Annotated in this window: 16 protein-coding genes and 1 pseudogene; 12 read left to right on the top strand and 5 right to left on the bottom strand. The window is 57.5% G+C overall.

The annotated features are described in order from the left end of the window. Window positions 1–209: 209 nt before the first annotated feature. Window positions 210–1,169 carry a D-2-hydroxyacid dehydrogenase gene (locus Hrd1104_RS04185; protein WP_154551571.1) on the bottom strand — a complete coding sequence of 320 codons (960 nt, stop codon included), beginning with the start codon at window positions 1,167–1,169 and terminating at the stop codon, window positions 210–212. A gap of 219 nt (window positions 1,170–1,388) precedes the next feature. Here Hrd1104_RS04185 and Hrd1104_RS04180 point away from each other — a divergent pair, with 219 nt between their 5' ends. The 9 genes from Hrd1104_RS04180 to Hrd1104_RS13250 all read left to right on the top strand — a co-directional run bounded on the left by Hrd1104_RS04180 (window position 1,389) and on the right by Hrd1104_RS13250 (window position 11,866). Then, window positions 1,389–2,027: a response regulator gene (locus Hrd1104_RS04180; RefSeq protein WP_154551570.1), complete on the top strand. Its 639-nt coding sequence runs from the start codon at window positions 1,389–1,391 to the stop codon at window positions 2,025–2,027. Window positions 2,028–2,051: 24 nt separating this feature from the next. Continuing rightward, a complete protein-coding gene (locus Hrd1104_RS04175) occupies window positions 2,052–3,416 on the top strand; it encodes an NAD(P)/FAD-dependent oxidoreductase (protein WP_154551569.1) in 1,365 nt (454 codons plus the stop codon). Window positions 3,417–4,377: 961 nt separating this feature from the next. Further along, on the top strand, window positions 4,378–5,892 hold the full coding sequence (locus Hrd1104_RS04170; RefSeq protein ID WP_154551568.1) for an ATP-binding protein: 1,515 nt from the start codon (window positions 4,378–4,380) through the stop codon (window positions 5,890–5,892). Further along, the gene (locus tag Hrd1104_RS04165; protein WP_195837629.1) at window positions 5,889–6,263 is read left to right on the top strand and encodes a PAS domain-containing protein; all 375 of its coding nucleotides are present in this window, start codon (window positions 5,889–5,891) and stop codon (window positions 6,261–6,263) included. The genes Hrd1104_RS04170 and Hrd1104_RS04165 overlap by 4 nt, the downstream gene beginning before the upstream one ends. 98 nt (window positions 6,264–6,361) lie before the next feature. Beyond that, window positions 6,362–9,130 carry a PAS domain-containing protein gene (locus Hrd1104_RS04160; protein ID WP_154551566.1) on the top strand — a complete coding sequence of 923 codons (2,769 nt, stop codon included), beginning with the start codon at window positions 6,362–6,364 and terminating at the stop codon, window positions 9,128–9,130. Window positions 9,131–9,478: 348 nt separating this feature from the next. Beyond that, the gene (locus tag Hrd1104_RS04155; protein ID WP_195837628.1) at window positions 9,479–10,981 is read left to right on the top strand and encodes a methyl-accepting chemotaxis protein; all 1,503 of its coding nucleotides are present in this window, start codon (window positions 9,479–9,481) and stop codon (window positions 10,979–10,981) included. Between the two features lie 11 nt (window positions 10,982–10,992). Beyond that, window positions 10,993–11,412 (top strand): chemotaxis protein CheW, encoded by a 420-nt coding sequence (locus tag Hrd1104_RS04150; protein WP_154551564.1) that lies wholly within the window; start codon window positions 10,993–10,995, stop codon window positions 11,410–11,412. Window positions 11,413–11,469: 57 nt separating this feature from the next. Further along, window positions 11,470–11,658, top strand: coding sequence for a hypothetical protein (locus tag Hrd1104_RS04145; protein ID WP_229770534.1), 189 nt, complete (start codon window positions 11,470–11,472; stop codon window positions 11,656–11,658). Between the two features lie 34 nt (window positions 11,659–11,692). Then, window positions 11,693–11,866 carry a hypothetical protein gene (locus Hrd1104_RS13250; protein WP_229770533.1) on the top strand — a complete coding sequence of 58 codons (174 nt, stop codon included), beginning with the start codon at window positions 11,693–11,695 and terminating at the stop codon, window positions 11,864–11,866. Between the two features lie 966 nt (window positions 11,867–12,832). Here Hrd1104_RS13250 and Hrd1104_RS04135 read toward each other — a convergent pair. Beyond that, window positions 12,833–13,513, bottom strand: coding sequence for a helix-turn-helix domain-containing protein (locus tag Hrd1104_RS04135; protein ID WP_154551563.1), 681 nt, complete (start codon window positions 13,511–13,513; stop codon window positions 12,833–12,835). A gap of 180 nt (window positions 13,514–13,693) precedes the next feature. On the opposite strand from Hrd1104_RS04135, the gene Hrd1104_RS04130 reads away from it, so the two are divergent. Continuing rightward, complete coding sequence (locus tag Hrd1104_RS04130) at window positions 13,694–15,124, top strand: amidohydrolase family protein (protein WP_229770532.1); 1,431 nt, start codon at window positions 13,694–13,696, stop codon at window positions 15,122–15,124. A 205-nt stretch (window positions 15,125–15,329) separates the two neighbouring features. Beyond that, window positions 15,330–15,428 (top strand): annotated as a pseudogene (locus Hrd1104_RS13550) (UPF0175 family protein); the annotation flags it as partial. 104 nt (window positions 15,429–15,532) lie between these two features. Here Hrd1104_RS13550 and Hrd1104_RS13240 read toward each other — a convergent pair. Further along, window positions 15,533–17,296, bottom strand: a complete 1,764-nt coding sequence (locus Hrd1104_RS13240; RefSeq protein ID WP_229770531.1) for a hypothetical protein — start codon at window positions 17,294–17,296, stop codon at window positions 15,533–15,535. Window positions 17,297–17,387: 91 nt separating this feature from the next. Here Hrd1104_RS13240 and Hrd1104_RS13425 point away from each other — a divergent pair, with 91 nt between their 5' ends. After that, the gene (locus Hrd1104_RS13425; RefSeq protein ID WP_255470251.1) at window positions 17,388–17,516 is read left to right on the top strand and encodes a hypothetical protein; all 129 of its coding nucleotides are present in this window, start codon (window positions 17,388–17,390) and stop codon (window positions 17,514–17,516) included. 106 nt (window positions 17,517–17,622) lie between these two features. Here Hrd1104_RS13425 and Hrd1104_RS04120 read toward each other — a convergent pair whose 3' ends face one another. Next, window positions 17,623–17,829: a hypothetical protein gene (locus tag Hrd1104_RS04120; protein WP_154551560.1), complete on the bottom strand. Its 207-nt coding sequence runs from the start codon at window positions 17,827–17,829 to the stop codon at window positions 17,623–17,625. A 219-nt stretch (window positions 17,830–18,048) separates the two neighbouring features. After that, on the bottom strand, window positions 18,049–18,633 hold the full coding sequence (locus Hrd1104_RS04115; protein ID WP_229770530.1) for a TetR/AcrR family transcriptional regulator: 585 nt from the start codon (window positions 18,631–18,633) through the stop codon (window positions 18,049–18,051). Window positions 18,634–18,673: the final 40 nt, after the last annotated feature.

Below are 18,673 nucleotides of genomic sequence, written 5' to 3'. Positions count from 1 at the left end.
GTTCGACGACAAGGAACGTTGCGTTTCCAAGACGGCCGACGGACGATCGCTACTTCGATCGGGCAAAGCCCGCTCCTCTCGGGAGGAGAGCCCAACCGTCAAGCTTGGGCGGTCGGAAGCCACGATCGCGGACGCAACAATGGCTGTCTCGAGAAGATTCGTCGCTTCGATCGGCTCGTGAGAAGCTGCCGTGAGTACTCCAAGCGACCTCAAACGACGCGGTTTCGCAGCGACTCGGGAGAGTTCTCCTGTAGGACCGATTCGACGTTCGGTGCCACGATATCGGCCAGTCGTTCGTAATAGTCGGGTGTGTGTCCCGACGTATGGGGCGTGATAAACACGTTTTCGAAGTCCCACAGCGGGTGATCGTTCGGCAGGGGTTCTGGCTCGGTCACGTCGAGTGCCGCCCCGCGTAGATGGTTGGCCCGCAACGCATCGACCAGCGCGTCCGTCTCGACGATCGGGCCGCGGGCCACGTTGACGAGGACGGCCGACGGGGGCAGCGTCTGTAACTCCTCGGCCCCGATGAGGCCACGCGTCTGTTCGGTCAGCGGCGTGGCGATCGCGACGTATTCCGCGCCAGCGAGGGCCTGGTGGATCTCCGCGAAGCCATACACTTCGTCGGTCGGGCCACCCTTCTCGGGCGTGTAGCGGACGCCGACGGTCGTCACGTCGAATCCCTGCAGGCGTTCGGTGATCGCCTGTCCGATTGCTCCCATGCCAACGATGGCGACCCGACTGCCCGCGAGCTCGCGGGACTGAAACCCTCGCCACTCGTGGTTGCGTTGCTGGCGACGGGCCTGGAAGAACCGGCGGGCAAAGGCCAGAAACGAGCCCAGAACGTGTTCGGCGATGTTCGGCCCATGGACGCCCGCCGCGTTCGTAACGGCAATGTCGCGTTCCGCCATTCCCTCCAGCGGGAGGTGGTCGTATCCGGCATACATACAGGCAAAATAGTCGAGTGCGTCAGCGTCTGCAAGCAGCGATTCGTCGAAGTGTCCGCCCGAGACAATCGGGGCCGTCGCGATCGCCTCGCGTTCTTGAGCTGGCGTCTGTGCGGCCTGGACAGTCGCGACCTCCCCGAGGCGCTCTTGCAACGCCGCCGCATACTTTTGCCCCGGGAGGCCGTGGGGCTTCTCCCGTAACACGAGGACATCCGGACTAGTCACGGCTCGTTCCTCCGTCGTGAGCGATCAAACGCCGCATACAGACCAGAGGCAGTGGCACGGACAAAAGCGTGGCGAGGGATACAACCGACCCGTGCCGCGATCAGTCCTCGGCTACCGAAAAACGGCGCGTAAAGACGCCCAAACCGCCGAGTAAACGATCTTGAACGGTTCGAACGGAAACTGGTATTGACGGTGGTGCCGCCGAGAGTACGAGCCAGTATGGGGACGCAGGAAACTGTCTTGGTTGTCGAAGACGACAGCGACGTTCGGACACTCCATCGACTCTGGTTGGCCGAGGAGTATCACGTACGGACGGCAGCGGACGGCGAATCGGCAGTGGCCGCTGTCGATGACGACGTCGCTGTGGTCCTTCTGGATCGAAATCTCCCTGGAGTGAGTGGTGATGCAGTTACGGCCCGGCTTCGTGGTGGGGAGTACGACGGCGTGATTGGGATGGTGACGGCGAACGCACCGGATCAGACACTGCCCGACCTCGAGATCGACGAGTATCTGCAAAAGCCAGTTTCGGGCGCCGAATTGCGGGCACTCGTCGAACGAAGCCTATCGCGTCTAGCAATGCCAAGATCGGTCCGTGCGTTGTTTCGACTCGTGTCTCTTCGAGCGAGTCTGACTGAAACCCCTGAGCGCACGGGCGCGGAGACGAACGAGGCCATTCGATCGCTCGACGACCGGATCGAAACGGCCTATCGAGAGGCGATTGATGCGGGGGTATCGCCAAAGCGCCTCTCCGAGTTGGCACACGATGGACTCGCCGAGGGCGTCACGCTGCCGGAGATCACGCGGAAACAGCGATCGCGCCCGGCGAGTGCCATCGGAAGTACAGGACACGAGTTTTAAGGCCCGCCAGGTCGCGGTTGCGGTATGGAGCGGACAGACGTCGTGATTGTCGGCGGCGGCCCGGCAGGTTCTTCGGCGGCCCGTGCCGCAGCGAACAGCGGTGCCGATGTCGTCCTCGTAGAGAAGGGGGTTCCCCGTACCGATAGGGACGAGCTCGGTCCGGACTCGACGGATGCCGCCGGTATTTTGGATTACTGGGTCGACATTATGGGCGAGCATCCTGAAGACATGCCCGCAGACGTCGTGTTACGTGAACTCGACGGTGCGACGTTTCACGGCCCCTCCGAGTCAGTGACGATCGAAAACACCCGGATTGGGTCGTCCTACGACGGGTTCGGGTTTACGGTCGATCGAGCCCGATTCGACGACTGGCTCCGGAGTCTGGCCGAAGATGCCGGTGCGGATTATCGGGTCGGGACGAGCGTTACCAACGTCGAATCGGCCACCAGTGGATCGACACCGACCCATCGGGTCCACCTCGCGGACGGTACCGAGATCGAGGGTGACGCGCTCGTTCTCGCAGATGGTCCACAGCGAACGGTGACGATGGACGTCCTCGATCAGTTCTTACCGGCTGAAAGGAGTGCCACGGACCATCTCGCTCCCGATCAGGCCAACCACATCGCCTATCAAGAGTATCGCCAGCTGCCAGCGGAACTGTTCGATCCCGACCACATCGAGTTCTGGTGGGGAGTCATGCCCGGTCACACCGCGTATCCGTGGATCTTCCCCAACGACGATGGCGTCGCTCGCATCGGACTCACGATGCCGATCGGGATGGACATCGAGGACGTGGCCGATCCTGCGGCGTATGCCCTCCTGGACGACGAGGACGACGCTATCCCCCCAGGTCGAGTCTACATCCGGCGGTTGCTCGAACAGCAGTTCCCCGAATACGAACTCGATGACTTCCCGATCGTCGAAGATCGCGGGAAGCAATCCGGGAGGGAGGCGTATCCAATCTCCTCGACGCAACCGATCGAGTCCCCGACAGCAGCCAACGTCGCCGTCGTCGGCGGTGCGATGGGTGCCACGTCGGCGTTTCACGAAGGTGGCGATCACGTCGCGATACGAACAGGCAAAATCGCGGGCGAACTCGCCGCAGAGGGTCGAATGACGGAGTACAACGACGCCTGGCAACGAGCCATCGGCGATGAAGTCCGCCGGAACGTCACCTTCGCCGCGCTGGTCCGTGGCATGGAGCCGAACGACTGGGACCGATACTTTGCCATCATCAACCGAATGTTACGGACCGACGGCTCACGCAAGCGCCAGGCCCTTTCGGCAGGCCTGGAAGGAATCGGTATCTATCTTCGCTACCGGCGCAAACGATGGTCGTACCGGGGTGATCGGTACGTCCAACTCCAGGAGTCGACGTATACGGTCTGACTACCACGAAGCGCTTTACTGTCCACGGCGAGAAGTTCTGCGTGCGTGCCTTAGTCCCCGCCCGAGTGTACCCAGAGTGGTGCGATGACAGCGCGGCGAACCCGGGCACGCGACATTTCGAGGCGGCTTCGCCGCCTCCGCAGTCGGTGGCCTACAGGCCACCCGCACTCGCGGCATCCGCCGCTCGTGCATTCGGTGACGCTAACGCGCCACCCGCCTTGGCGGTTACCACCGTCTCGGCACCTGGAGACGCCTTCGGCGTCTCCCGCCCGGCACGAGGGTTTCCCGGCCAACCCGGCACGCCGCCAGGAATGAGGTCGGTCGTTAGTGTTCCGGGCGTACATTTTGAGTATACTATTAGAATAATCTGTAAATAATACAAATCACTACAGCTACCGTCTGTCGTTGGAACAGGTTCTTCCGCAGTGAGGCCTCTTTCCCGGAAGTCTGTGAAAACAGTCAATGATGACGAGCCTGGGATGAGGTCTGCCGGGAGTACTCTTATGTATCCGGTTCGCTCCTGTCACGGAGATCGTCGATAGTAAAATTCTGGAACGTTTTCGATCGATTAATCCCTCGATAGAAGCACCGACAACTATATTTACTATTATATTTTGAGTTAATTAAATGTACTTAAAGAGCGTGAGAGTCGAGATCAAGCTGAGTCCGCTGTCTGAAAGATACGCGGTGACGAGCAGCCAGCGAATTCGGCTTGATCGCCGATGATGCCAAGCCTGTGATGAGATCTGCTGGGCTTTCCACTACGATTAAATACGTCTAGTGCTAATCACCAGCAAATCGCAAGAAGGAACTCCACCGATAAGCTACGTCATAAGAATTATAACTTCATGGGTCATACTACGTGCCGACAGACAAAATCATTCAATAATGGACGAAAGTGTCTGATTAATGGACTGGATTTCCCCCCGCTCCGGAATACGGGCGATAAAACACACTACTTATGAATACCTATTCAAAGAAGGACGTACGGCAAGCGCTCTACCGCGTCCTAGAGTGTGACGGTTCCTTCGAAGAAAAAACACGGGAAGCGCTCGAACTCGGAAAAACGTATCTAAATGTCGATGACGCATATTTGGCGTATATCGATACGGACAGCAAGACGTGGGAATCAGTCGTGTGCGCCAGTTCGACCGCGGAACGGGTACTGCCTGCTGCACTCAATCTCGAAACGACGTATTGTCGTCGGACGATCGAACGTGAGTCGCCGGTCACTATCCACGACGCCCAGTCGCAAAATGCGACTGATGATCCGGCCTACCAAGCACACGGAATCGCCTGTTATCACGGAACGACGCTCGTCGTCGGGGATGAGCCGTACGGCACTGTCTCGTTCGTGGCGACGGAGCCTCGAAGCGAGGCGTTCAGCGACGAGGAGACTATGTTCGTCGAACTTCTCACGCACCTTCTCGAACGTGAGATACGACGCCACCGTCAGGAGGCAGAAATCACCAGACAACAGAACATCCGAACGGTTCTCAATCGCGTTCTTCGCCACAATCTCAGGAACAGTATCTCCGTTATCCGGGGCCAAATCCAACAATTCGTCGACGAACGAGAAACAGATGCGGACGTGGAGGGGATCCTCGAACGGATCGATGACATTCACGAAGTAGCCAAGCAGGCACGCGAACTCGACGAAGTCGTCGACAAACGATTCGAGCGTCGGGAGATGGATATCGCGGAACTCCTAGAACGGTTAGTGACGAAAACCGAGCAATCCTATCCGTCCGCATCGATCGCTGTGTCGGTCCGAAGTGACGATGACAACGAGACCACGGCGGCTATCCGTCCCTCCTTCGAGCGTGCACTCCAGGAACTGATCGATAACGCTGCCAAGCACAGTGACGACCCGCCGACCGTTTCCGTAACCGCGACCCTCTCCTCGGAGACGCTCGATATCCGCGTGATTGATGACGGCCCTGGACTGCCGGATTCGGAAGTGAATGTGCTCGAAACCGGCGAAGAGACGCCTCTCATCCACGGGAGTGGACTGGGGCTGTGGCTTGTCCATTTGATCGTGGCTGATCACGACGGTATGATCGAGACCTCCGTCACGGCTGACGAGACGATGATTACGATCACAGTCCCACGGTCTGAAGCGACCCCAAGATCCGCGGGAAGCGAGGGAATGACGGAGACAGTCGAACAGCCACTGGATCGGTATCGTGCGGCCTTCGAACGTGCGTTCGACGCGATACTCCTCGTCAACGACGACAGGCGGATCATCGACGCTAACGAAACTGCTGGCCAGCTCTACGGCGCGAGTCAGCAACAGTTGCTTGGTCGATCACTCGAAGAGATATTCACCGAGGAATATGATTCCGAGTTAGAATGGCAAGACTTCAAAACGGCAGGGGAACGACAGAATACGGTTCCGATCACCACACTCGATGGCGAGAATCGGTACATCGAGTACGCAGCCACGACCGATATCACCCCGGCCAGCATCTCGTGATCGCCCGCGACGTTACCGAGCGCCGGGAACGTCAACAGGAGTTACACGAGACCAAACACCGCCTCAGTCTAGCGCTCCAGAGTGGCGATTCAGGTGTCTGGGAGTGGAACGTGGAAACCGACGAGATCAGGTGGAACGATTCGATGGAACGGCTCGTCGGCCTCGAACCGGGAGAGTTCGACGGAACGTACGCGGCGTTTACCGATCACGTCCACCCGGCGGACCTGTCAGCTTTTGAGGAAACCATCGAGCGGACGCTCAAAAACGAGGGGACTATCAGGTCCAGTACCGGACGGAGAAGGCAAACGGAGAACAGATTTGGCTCGACGTCCGGGGTGAACTGGTTGCGGAAGATGGACAGACGAAACTGATCGGGGTCTCTACTGACATCACCGAGCAAAAGGAGTACGAACGCGCCCTCGAACTGGCCGAAACGTTCTTCGAACACAACCAGGACGGCACGTTCGTCGTGGATGTCGGAGACGACGAGTACACGATCAAGCGAGTCAATCCCGCCTACGAAGATCAGAGTGACGTCGCCACAGGGACGATCGAAGGAAAGACGCCACGGGAGATCGTTGGCGACGAACAGGGGGCCGAAGTCGAAGCACACTACCGCGAATGTATCGAACGTCGGGAACCCGTCGAGTACGAAGAAGACCTGGTCTTCGATGACAGGGAAACCCACTGGTTGACGAAAATCGCACCTGTCGTGATCGACGGTACGGTCGAATACATCGTCGGATCAACCCGGGAAATTACTGAACGCAAGGAACGCGAAGCACGGATCGAGACCCTCAAAGAGCGTCTCGAACTTGCCGTCGAAGGGGCAAATCTGGGCATTTGGGACTGGGATATGCGAACTGACGATGTCGAGTTCAACGAAACGTGGGCGACGATGCTCGGATACACGCCTGAGGAACTCGACTCGTGTTTCGAGGTGTGGGAACAACGTGTCCATCCGGACGATCTCGACGACGTAAAAAAGGCCCTCTCCCGCCACGTAGAGGAGCAATCACCCCATTACGACGTTGAGCACCGGTTACGAACGGCGACAGACGACTGGAAGTGGATCCGAACCGTTGGGAAAGTGGCCGAACGAGATGGGGAAGAGCCGGTTCGTGCGGTCGGTATTCACATCGATATCGACGATCGAAGACGACGCGAACAAGAGTTAAAACGCAGTCAGAGACGCCTCGATCAGACCCAGACGGTCGCAAACGTCGGTGGCTGGGAAGTCGATCTACAGACAGAAGCTGTCACGTGGACCGACGAGATGTATCAAATTCACGGGGTCAATCACGACTTCGAACCGACTATCGAGAAAGTGCTTGATTTCTATATTTCAGAAGATAGGGAAAAAGTCCGTACGGCTATAGAACAGGCTGCAGACGGCGGCGATTCCTTCCACATCGAGGCTCGTATCGCCACTCCCGGTGGCGACATCCGTCGAGTGCGCACTCATTGCGAACCGGTTTTCGAGGACGATGCTGTCGTCAAAGTCGTCGGTGCACAGAAAGACATCACTGATCAGTACGAAAAGCGAGCGCGGATCCTCCGTGAACTCCACGCAGCGACACAGGAGTTGTATCCGATACGTTCGGAGTCCGACGTCATAGCGTACCTTGACAGCTTTCTCGAACAAGCGTTCGAGTTCGACCACACTTGCGTTATGAGGTTCGACGACGACACTGGTTCACTCAGGCCCCAATCTGTCTCCTCGACACTCACAGACGACGCGAGCATCCTGGGAGAGGTTCTCCCGAGTGACCATCCAGTCTGGCGGGCGTTTCAGCACGACGAATCGGTTACTTCTGAGGACGTCGCGATCCAGGCCGAAGCGTTCGAGGATGGAACACACAACCAGTTACTGGCTGTCCCTATCGGTGAATTCGGTGTCGCGGTAGCGATCAACGCGGGGCGAACTCCGTTCGACCAGGTCGATACAGAACTCGTCGAAGTAGCGGCCGCAAACGCGAAATCCGCGTCCGACAGCCTGTGGAGCGCTCGTGCTCGTTCGGAACTTAATGAGAAGTTCTCTACAAAACAGGACACGATCGACAGCTTGCGGGACATGATCGAGACGACACAGTCGCTCCAGCAAATGTTCGGCAACGGCGTAACGAAAGCGGAGATCGAGACGAACACGTGTGACGAATTGCTCGGTCTCGACCCGATCGACTTCGTCTGGATCGGTCGTCCGAGGGATGGCACGACCGCTCTTTCACCGACGGAATGGGCCGGTGACGGGAGCGAGTATCTCGACTCGGTCGGATCGGAGAACCAGACAGAACTGCCACCATCCGAGCGTGCCGCGGCCCAGCGCGAACCGATTGCGGTCTCGGACGTACCGTCCCGAGTCAAACGCGAGGAGTGGGCAAAAACCGCACTCTCCGCTGACTTTCGTTCCATATTGAGTATCCCGCTCGTCTATGACGACGTTCTGTACGGTGTGCTTACCGTCTGTGCAAGGGAAACTGACGCCTTCGGACAGTCGCTCGAGACGTTCCTCCGGATTGTTGGGTCTTTCCTCGTGAACCGCAATCGAATGCTCGAACTTCGCACCGGAGAGTCAGAATGGCTGACTGAACTCGAAGTGACAGGTGAGTGGGCGACCTATCCGGTCCAGCGCTTGGCGGCGACGACGGAAAGTAGAATCAGGTACGAGACAGTGATCGAGCGGGATCCGGAGACGGTCCGTATTCTCGTCACTGTTGAAGACGGCGATCCAGCGACGGTTTATGATGCGGCAACGGATATCAGTGACATACTCGCAGCCAATCGGCTCGGAAATGAAGGGCAGAACCGTCTCACGCTCACGTGCCAGCGCCCCTTCCTGTCGTCAGTGGTCGAACAACACGGAAGGGGTATGGCCGACGCAGTTTCGACTCCCTCGGAAACCACCTGCCGGGTTCACGTACGAATGTCCGCTTCGACACGACCGATCGTCGAGTCATTACACTCCCGGTACGAAGATGTCGATGTCGTCTCACAGAAACAGCAACCTCGTTCGTTCGTTGGAGAGGACACGGATGTGGAAGACCGTCTCACTGATCGTCAGCGGGAAATCCTCGAAACCGCCTATCACGCCGGATTCTTCGAGACGCCTCGGGACGTGACGCTCGGAGAGATCGCCGACAACTTCGACATCTCGAAACCGGCGGTGTACAATCATCTACAAGCAGCATACCGAACGGTGTTCGAATCGATTTTCGAAGCCGACACGCCCGTTCGGTAGGCGTCCCTGATACTGCCGGCTGTAACAAACTGAAGGAATTCGCCACTCCGGGGTAGCAAATATCTTTACGAACTTACAGCCGGCAGTATGAGCAACCGGTTCCCAATCAGTATCAATTCTGAATCTTGCGGGTTAACATGTTACTACGGCCGGTCAACTGATGTTTAATCCGTTATCGGGTAGGCTCATACGGTTCGACAACTATGGCTAATATAGATGTTTGAAACCCTGGTAACGCTTCTTGGAAGTCAGACAGATGCCCAGACTACTCGGCCAGCAGCCGATGAGCCGGCTCAGGCGTCACAATCGAATGACGACCACAGTCAAGAGCGGTTATTACAGAACATTTTGAACGGATTCCAGGCGGCGACGTTCGTCGTCGACGCCGAGGGAACGATCACACACCTCAATCAGCAGGCAGTCGAGTTGTTCGATACGACCGAGTCAAACGCTATTGAGCGCGAACCGATAGAACTCCATGATCAGGACAGCACCGCAACTGACTACGTGGGCGAAACACTGCGCACGGGACAGGAAATCCAGCAACGCCAGGAAACGATCAAAGCTGGCGGTACTACCATCCCGGTAGAGCGAACGGTCGTTCCGTTCCACAACGACCAAGGACAGATTACCGGGGCTCTCGAGATCAACCGCGATATCTCCGACCGTATCGAGGAACAAGAACGGAATCAGGCACTTGAAGCCTATCAACAGGAGGTACTCGACGATCTTCAGGACAAATTAGACCGGTTCGCCGACGGCGACCTCACGATAGATCCGACCGTCCCCGAACCGGACGAAGACTTCGAGGAGATGCAGGCCTTTTACGACGAGATGGCGGCGATGAATTCGAACCTGAACCAGGCCGTTGAGAACCTCAACGAGATCATCGAAGAGATGATCGATCTCGGTGACGATCTGGCAGAGACGAGCCAGGAACTCAGCGGCAACGCCGAGGAAGTAACGTCTTCGATCGATCAGATCAGTTCCTCTACGGAGGAAGTGACGAGCGGTGCTGAAAATATGGCCACTCAGGCCGAAGAGGCCAGTGGCAACGTCGCAGAACTTTCGTCGTCGATCGAAGAGATCACCGCGACGATGCAACAGATCGATTCACAGGCCGAGGAAGCGGCCGACCTTGCACGGGACGGTGCCGACGAAGGTACAGATGCTGTCGACCAGATCCACACAGCCGTCGACGCGGCGGACGATCTCGAAGACGAGATCCGCTCGCTCGAATCCCGTATGGAAGAGATCGACGAGATCACCGATGTAATAGCTGATATCGCTGATCAGACGAACATGTTGGCTCTCAATGCCAACATCGAAGCCGCGCGCGCTGACGATGGGAACCAGACCGGGGAAGGGTTTGCCGTGGTCGCCGACGAAATCAAGCAGTTGGCCGAGGAATCACAGGATTCAGCCGGCGATATTACCGGAATAATCGAAGAAACACAGGAACAGACAGAGATAGTCGTTTCTCGGTACGAAGAGATCAACAACGAGATCCGCGAGGGGGCGGACGCCGTCGAAACGGTCGTCGATGCGCTCACGGATATCGAACAGAACATCGAGGAAACCAGTCAGGGTGTCGCCGAGGTCAGCGGTGCTGTCGAAAGCCAGGCCGATAACGCCGAAGAAGTCAGTGCCGCTGTCGAAGACGTTTCAGCCACCACTCAGCAGATTTCCAGTTCGATGCAGGAGGTTTCGGCAGGTGTCGAGCAGCAGTCGGCAGCGATGAACGAGGTCGCGGAGATGGCTCAAGATATGAGTCATCGGAGCGACCGACTTCATGAAATGGTCAAGCAGTTCAGGATCGAGAGGTCAGGGAACGCGACGCTTGACTCGTGAGGTGACAGAAGATGACTGCAACGACACAGGTCGTCGAATTCTCGCTTAATCAAGAACAGTTCTGCATCTCGCTCGAACACGTCGTCGAAATCGTGGAAGCGGACACCGAATCGCTAACGACGCTTCCGGACTCACCACGACACGTCGAGGGAATCCTCGATCTGCGGGGCGAAACGACGACGATAATCAATCCCAAGCAACGCCTCGACGTCGGTGATCGGACGCTCGGAAATCGGATCCTGGTTCTCGAAGCCGACGGTGAAACGGATACTCGTGGATGGATTGTCGATAGTGTAACACAAGTTTCCGAGGTCGAGAACGATATTGTCGGGGATCCGGACGATGCTGCTGCGCTTGAAGGGATCGTCAATCGTGACGAGGAGATACTCCTCTGGGTGGATCCTGATCTCGGACTGACGACAGGTCGGTGACCCCTCCCGGGGCATCTCACGAGACGAGTCTCGTATATTTGGGAATTCACGTTTACTATGTCGAAGACCGCCGGACAGTTGCGGGTACTCGTCGTCGACGACGAGCGGGAAGTCGCCGACGCGTACGCGTTGCGATCGCGGGGGTTCTGTGACGTCGAGACGGCCTACAGCGGGCCGGAAGCCCTTTCCGTGCTTGGCGACGAGGAGACTCTCGAACAGTTCGAAGAAATCGGCCGCGGAAACTGAAACCAGCAGGCAGGACAACCAGACCCCGAATACGATGCAACTCGCAATCATCCTCGAAACCAACGACCCGGAACGAGTCCGGAATGCGTTTCGACTGGCAAACAAGGCACTCGATGCCGGACACGTTATCGAGACGTTTCTCGTCAACGACGGCGTCGAAACTCCCGACGCTGAGCACGAAAAGTCAATCCCTACGGTGTATTGTTGAAGTACACGCAGAACGGAGGCGAGTTGGCTGCTTGTGGAACGTGTTGGATTCAAGAGGGTTGGAGGAAGACGAACTCCAGCCACGATCATCGATGGACGAATATCTTCGAATCGTTGAGGATGCTGATAAGGTCCTCACCTACAGTTAGACAACCCGGATAGACAGCTAAACGCCGCCATCGTGCTGACTACACACTCAATATGCAGCACGAAGCTCCCGACAGTCGCTGAGGGTTTCACCAAGGCGGGAGGTCGATCAGCTATATTGACTTGCTTTCCAACTAATATTCCGGAATCCGCGGTTTAAATGCCTCAAATCATCTATTTCACTTCCACCAAGCCTACTAGTAGATCCTCTCCCGGTAGTGTTCCGGGCGTACACCACGACCTTTTGCAGCGCTCGCTACGCTCACTTGCAAAAGCTCGGCCAAAAGCTGTCCTCGCTCCTGTCGCTCGCTTCGCTCGCGTTAGTCGCTCGTCGGCCTCGCGCTCACGTCCGTTCGCGCGAGTGAAGTGGGGTCCTTCCGGGTCCTTACCGCTCGGTCGCCGGATGCTCTGTTTCGACTAGTTCACTCCCACTGAGTCTACTAGTAGAAACTCGCCCGGTAGTGTTCCGGGCGTACATTTCGTGTGCCCTATTAGAATCATCTCCAAGCAATATGAAGAGCTTCGGGCACCATCTCTCGGTGAATGAGATTCACTTGTAGTGCCCGCTCTTTCTCGCTAGATCTCGGACACTGCCGATGATGACGAGCCTGGAATGAGGTCTGGCGGTGTGACTGACAACTGTCAGCTTTGGAGACGCATGTTAGATACAACGCGTACAATAGTGTCGTACCCAGAGTCAGTGTCCCACACGCTAGCTATCGGGGATATCGGCCCCAATATCACGGGAATACGGCAGATTCCTTCCTCTCAGATCTACTAGTAGAGACTGTATTTGGAACGATGGTAGTTCCAATCGATACTACGGCCCAGAGTTACGCTGCGAAACGAGCGCTTTGATGAGTTTCATTTCAGCTTTCTGTAGATGTTCGCTGACCGTGTTCGGCGCACATCCAAGTTTATCGGCTAATTCTGCGTGTGTTGTCTCCCGAGGGTGCCGATAGTATCCGTGTTCAAACGCGAGGCGAACAGCTTCACGCTGGCGAGTGCTCAACTTCGACAATGGATCCGTCCGTAGCGACGGGCGTGACCCGATTTCTTCGATAGTCACGTCGATAGTACTTGGTGCGGTGTCAACTGCGGCCTGAAGTGCCTCGGCGTCTCCCACCACCTCACCGCTCGTTTCGAAGTCGCTGTACACGACTGGGGACCTGACAAGTAACCCCGCCCGTGCCGTCAACACGAGAAAGGTCCTGAAAAACGGGAGTGCCTCAGGGGTCGCAGTGACCAGCACGAATCCCGAGCCACCGGTAGAAGGAGGTACCGTTACGTCCTCGATCCCGTCGGTCCCACGAGCTGCATCGACGAACACGTCTGTGTCTCCGTCAACATCGTACAGCACAGTTGCCACGTCCTCTGCTGCGAGATTCCAGTCAACGAGCCGCAACTGCGAGATCGCCGGTGACTCCGTGACTGTGACGTAGAACGACGGGAGAACCGAGGGTGCCAACGACGCCGAAATCTGGAGTCGAGTCAACGACATCGTCAGACGTACCGCCTGTTTCAGCACCTCCGGTATAAAAACCCCATGACGATACCCGGCAGAACGCTCACCGGACATACTGTCCTACCTGCAACTATGACGGTAACTACCGGTGAGTTGGAATATAACACTGAGGGCACGGTTAACGACGCGGATCTCGTGGTACACGACGCAGTGGTTATGACTGTTGACGAAGACAACAGAATTTACGAGAACGGGACGGTCGTGGTCAAAGACGGTCTAATCACCGATGTGCGAACGACACGAGAACGTGATCGGGCCTGTGACGCCGATCGGCTCGTTGATGCCGAGGGCACCGTCGTGATGCCCGGTCTGGTCAACGCGCACACTCATCTCGAACTGACGCCGCTGCTCGGTGCGTTTAGCGACCTCAACCTCATGGAGATGGTGGGCGGGATGACCGCCATCTTTGGCCACATCGCTGCGGGAGAGTACGACTACCTCACCGAGGCAGGCTACGAACTTGCGGCACTGAACTTTCTCACGGGTGGTGTCACCACCGTCAACTCAATGGATGTCCGTCCCAGCGGAGGCGCAGAGACGTTCGGCGAGGCGGGTCTCCGCGGGTTCTTCGGGGTAGCGCTCTCGGACCTCTTCTGGGATATCCCGGTTGACGAGCAGTTCAACCGCGCCCGTGAGTTCATAGATGACTACCACGGCGCGTTCGACGGACGCATCCGGGCGACGATCGACCCCCACGACGACTGGTCGTGTACCCGCACGCTGTGGGAGCGCACTGCCGACCTCGCCGCCGACCACCCCGATTTACTCGTTCACACGCACCTGCTCGAACTGGAAGCGAGCAACACGATGGCGCGCTCGAACGGAGCCGAAGACTCGCTTGACCTTCTTGACGACGTCGGCCTCCTCGACGACCGGCTCGTGGCCGCGCACTTCCGGCTCGCCGATGATGAAGACATCCAGCGGACGGCCGAGGCGAACGCGTCGGTGGCACACTGCCCGTCAATCTTCAGCTACTGGAACACAGACGGTGATGTGCAGTGGACGCCGGTGCCGGAACTGCGCGCCGCGGGCGTCGATGTCGGTCTGGGCATCGACGACCACTACTGGCACGATTCCTACAGTTTGTTCGGCGAGGCGAGGCAGGCCCGGCTCGCAGCGAACCTCAAGCGCTCGACCGGCCAGTACGACTCGATGGGACTCGTGCGAATGCTCACTATCGAAGGGGCGAAGGCGCTTGGTGTCGACGACGAGATCGGGAGCCTCGAACCCGGAAAACGGGCCGATATCATTCTGCTCGACGTTGAGAAGCCGAAATTCACACCACTGACCAACATCCCAGCACAGGTGGCTAATAACGCAGCACCGGCTGACGTGGAGACGGTGATCGTGGATGGCGACGTACTGATGGAAGATGGCGACGTGAAGACGATGGACGCGGACGCTGTGCGCGACCGCGTTGAGACCGCGGTGGACCGTTTCGAATCGGAGACAGACTGGGAACTCGGCATCGGTGGGAGTGAGCCGCCGAGTACGATGGATGTCGTCCGCGACCTGCCAAAACGTGGCCCCAGTCAGTTGCTCGGAAGACTCGCGTTCCAATCAGTTAGAGATAAATACCCATTCTGACACAGGCAGGCGAACCTTGGTAGATGTGTAAATTTATTGAACGCCGGCCTATGGAGTACTCGATTTCAGTACCACCGAGCTTACGAGTAGAAACTCGCCCGGTAGTGTTCCAGGCATACAATGGGCCGCTTCGAGCGCTTGCTTTGCCTGTCATCCGCTCGGGAGACGCTAGCCAAACCTCAAAATCGCGCACACATTCTCAGAGATGGCGACGATCGAAATCGACGACGTTTACGACGCGTTGCAGCTCTCAGAGAAGGAGCGGTCGTCCGCGATGAAGCGGGAGTTAGTAGTCTCGCTGTACGCCCGTGACGGTATGTCCGTCGGGAAGGCACGTGCGCTGGCGGCACTGTCGAGGTACACGTCGTGGGCGACGGACATGAGTACCCCGGAAGCTGGATCGACTGATTACGTTGGACCTTGCCAGCGGGCAACCACACCAGTGGCACCGTCGACAGTCGCGTACACGATGACTTCCTCGCCCGCTGGCTCTACGGCCGTTTCGAGGGTCGTACCGACATCGATGGGCGCGTGGCTGCCCAGTGAACCGACGCGATCAGCGAACAGTCCAGGTGCCTCCTGTGGCTGTGCGATAAGTGTCTCAGCGTCGGTGTCTGCGACAACCTCGATCGTGAGTGAGCCGAACTCACCACCGTCGGGTGAGTCGTAAGTGAACGACAGCGCATCTTCTGGAACCGCTTTGCTGGCTGTTTCCTCGGACAGTTCGGCCGTCGGGACGGACTGGGTTGTGAGTTTACCGACTGCACCCTCGTCGTTGAGTACGGAGACAGTCACAGCGTCTCCGTCCTGATCGACCGGCACAGATATACTATCACCGTTGCTGATAGAGCCCTCTTGGGGCCGGATTTCGGTAGAATTACCTGTATCAGTATCGAGTCGGATCGCCGCCGCGTCGGTCTCTTCGGTGATTGTAACCCAGAGTTCCCCGAACTGCTGGTCTGGTTGGGGCTCGTACTGGAAGGTGAGTGCGTCTGGAGCGACTAATTCTGCAGCTGCCGCCTCCGAAAGTTGCTCGTCTCCAGCACTGTCGGCGCTCGTCAGGCCCAGGCTCTCGACGCTGTAGGTACCACTCGCGATGAGACGGCCGTCACTCACGTCGATCGATTCCGAGTCGTCGACGGCCGCTGTCCCGAACGACGTCTCGATTGTCTCTTGTCTGCCCTCACCGAGATCGGCCGCGTCGAGGGCGAACTGCGCTTCGAACGTGTCGCTGCTCGCGTCGAAATCCACTGCCGCAACCACGTTCTCGCCAGAGCGGGGCCTGAACTGCGGGCCGGGATCGAGCTGTAGGTCCCCAAAGAGTTGCTCACTTGTCGCCGCCCCGAACTGACCGACCACGAGATCGCCAGTCCCGGCCTGTTCGAGCAGTGCTGTAGCGGCTTCGTCAGTCTCGAAGATTCGGGACCGATTCCCGACGTCGGTGGCAATCGTCTGGTCGAGTCGGCTGGCGTCTGGCCCAGCGATGACTGTCTCGTCTGTGACTGCTACTGCAGGCGGATCGTCTACCGAATCGGGAACGTCAACGGGCTCGTACCGGTCGTATCCCCGTTCTGTGCTAGTTTGTTCGTAGGCGATGCCAAACGTTTCGTCCGTGGACTCGATCAGTCGGTCGTGTAGCTGGTCGGTTGCGAAAGATCCCTCGGCGATTATAGTCTCGTTGGTGATGGTTAGCTCGTTCACCGTCGAGTCGGACGTAGCCCTGGGGTTGATGGCCTGGGCGAGTCCGACATACGAAAGCGACAGTCGGCCAATGCCGACAGCAGCCCCACCGAGCACGAGCGGATACAGAGCCAGCGGATCATCGACGGATCGATCCGAAGAGCCACCAGAGTCAGCGACGGTATCGTCGGGTAAATTGTCCAGATTAGCGTAGGCAAAGAACAACCCACGATTGTCTCTCGTCAACCACTGGCCGTAGGGCAAGTCGCCCGCCGGATCGAACGTCTCCGTTGGGGAGTCGTCGACCGGCGTCTCGTCCGTCGGACCGTCGTCGGTTGTGTTGTCGGTCGGAGCCTCGGTTGCTTGCTGACTGGTATCACCGCTGCAACCGGCCAAAGCTGCTGTCAGAGTGCCCATTCCGAGCAGGAATCGGCGTCGACTCTGGGTCGTCTGTATGGTACTGTCAGCGTCGTTGTTGAAGCGTGAAGGCATACGAGTGAACACCTCTATGAGGGCTAGGAGGATTGCTCTTTGATGAGTCTCCGAACAGCGTTTCACATCGAGAAACGGTCTGATTGTCGCTATGAGTAACTCCGAGTGTATTGATCCAGAAGTCACCACAGTGCTTGCTGTGGCCACGACTCGATCGATTTTCGTCGCCGATGGCGACCGCAAACAGGAAGACAGCGAGAGACGGAAGTTGCACGGGTGAGGTTTTCAGCGACGTCGTGCCCAGATTACACTCTCGTTGGACTGCTACCGACTCCAGTGAACTGAGTGAAAAAACAACGGACTATCGGGGACGGCACTGAGTGTGATCAAAGAGTCAGGAGGTAGCCGATCCAGAGCAAGAGTGCGATCGTCCCCATGCCGACCAGCAAGTAGCTGTACAGCTCTTTGGTCTCACCATGCACCTTGTACCCGCTATAAATAGAGACAACGCCCGCAATTGGCATCAGGAGTAGTGAAATGACAGCACTGATTGCACCGACTGCAAGATACCGGTCTGTTTTGGTCTCGAGCATTTTCCTTCAACTATATCCTAAATACTTGGTTAGTATTTAAAGTTGTGGTGCCCAGGGGCCACAGACGTCATCACCGGGCTGTATGCGGAAGATACCTCGCTCGTTATCGGAGAGGCGACATCAGTCGATGGTGGTGAGACCCAACGGTAATGCAATCCCTGGCTACGTGATAGATAGCCAACCCAGCGCGCAGTGATTGTCCGTTCGCTGCTCGGGACATCACTCACATTCGGCAGTGGTGATGCGATCGATTTGTGCTCCAATGGCAGTTTTCAAGGGCTCGATCGACTGTTCGGGCGCATAGACGGTCAGTCGACGCGTCCGCGTACCAATCAGCAACGAGACGAGCAACTCGGCTTCGACTTTCGTGTCGAGGTCCTCGAATTCACCGGCGTCGATGCCGCGTGTCAGAATATCTTCGATGAGATCCGTGATCGTCTCTTCGACGGCGAGGTATTGGTCCCGAACGGCCGTATCGTGTGGTGCGTTCATCCGAAGCTCGAACATCGCCAACATGACCCGATACGGCTCCTCGGAAACGGTCGTTGGCAGAAGGGTTTCGACGAGATTCTCAAGTTGTTCTCTCGGCGAATCGTCTTCATCGGGGAGTTCGTCGAGGAATCTGTCGAGGATGTAGCTGAGAAAGTCGACCAACAGCTCGTCTCGTCCGTCGTAATGATAATAAATCAGCGTCTTGCTGTGGTCGAATTCGTCAGCGATATTCTGGATCGTCAGATCGCTGTACCCGTACTGGCTGATCGCGTCGTACGTCGCTTCCATGATGTCCCGCTTTCCCGGATCCATATTCGATGGGAGTATCTTTGGGAGTCACCGTGGAAAGCGT

It is taken from the genome of Halorhabdus sp. CBA1104, assembly GCF_009690625.1.
In the GTDB taxonomy this organism is placed as follows: domain Archaea; phylum Halobacteriota; class Halobacteria; order Halobacteriales; family Haloarculaceae; genus Halorhabdus.
Note: the sequence above shows the minus strand (reverse complement) of the source record. Positions and strands in the feature narration are given on the sequence as shown.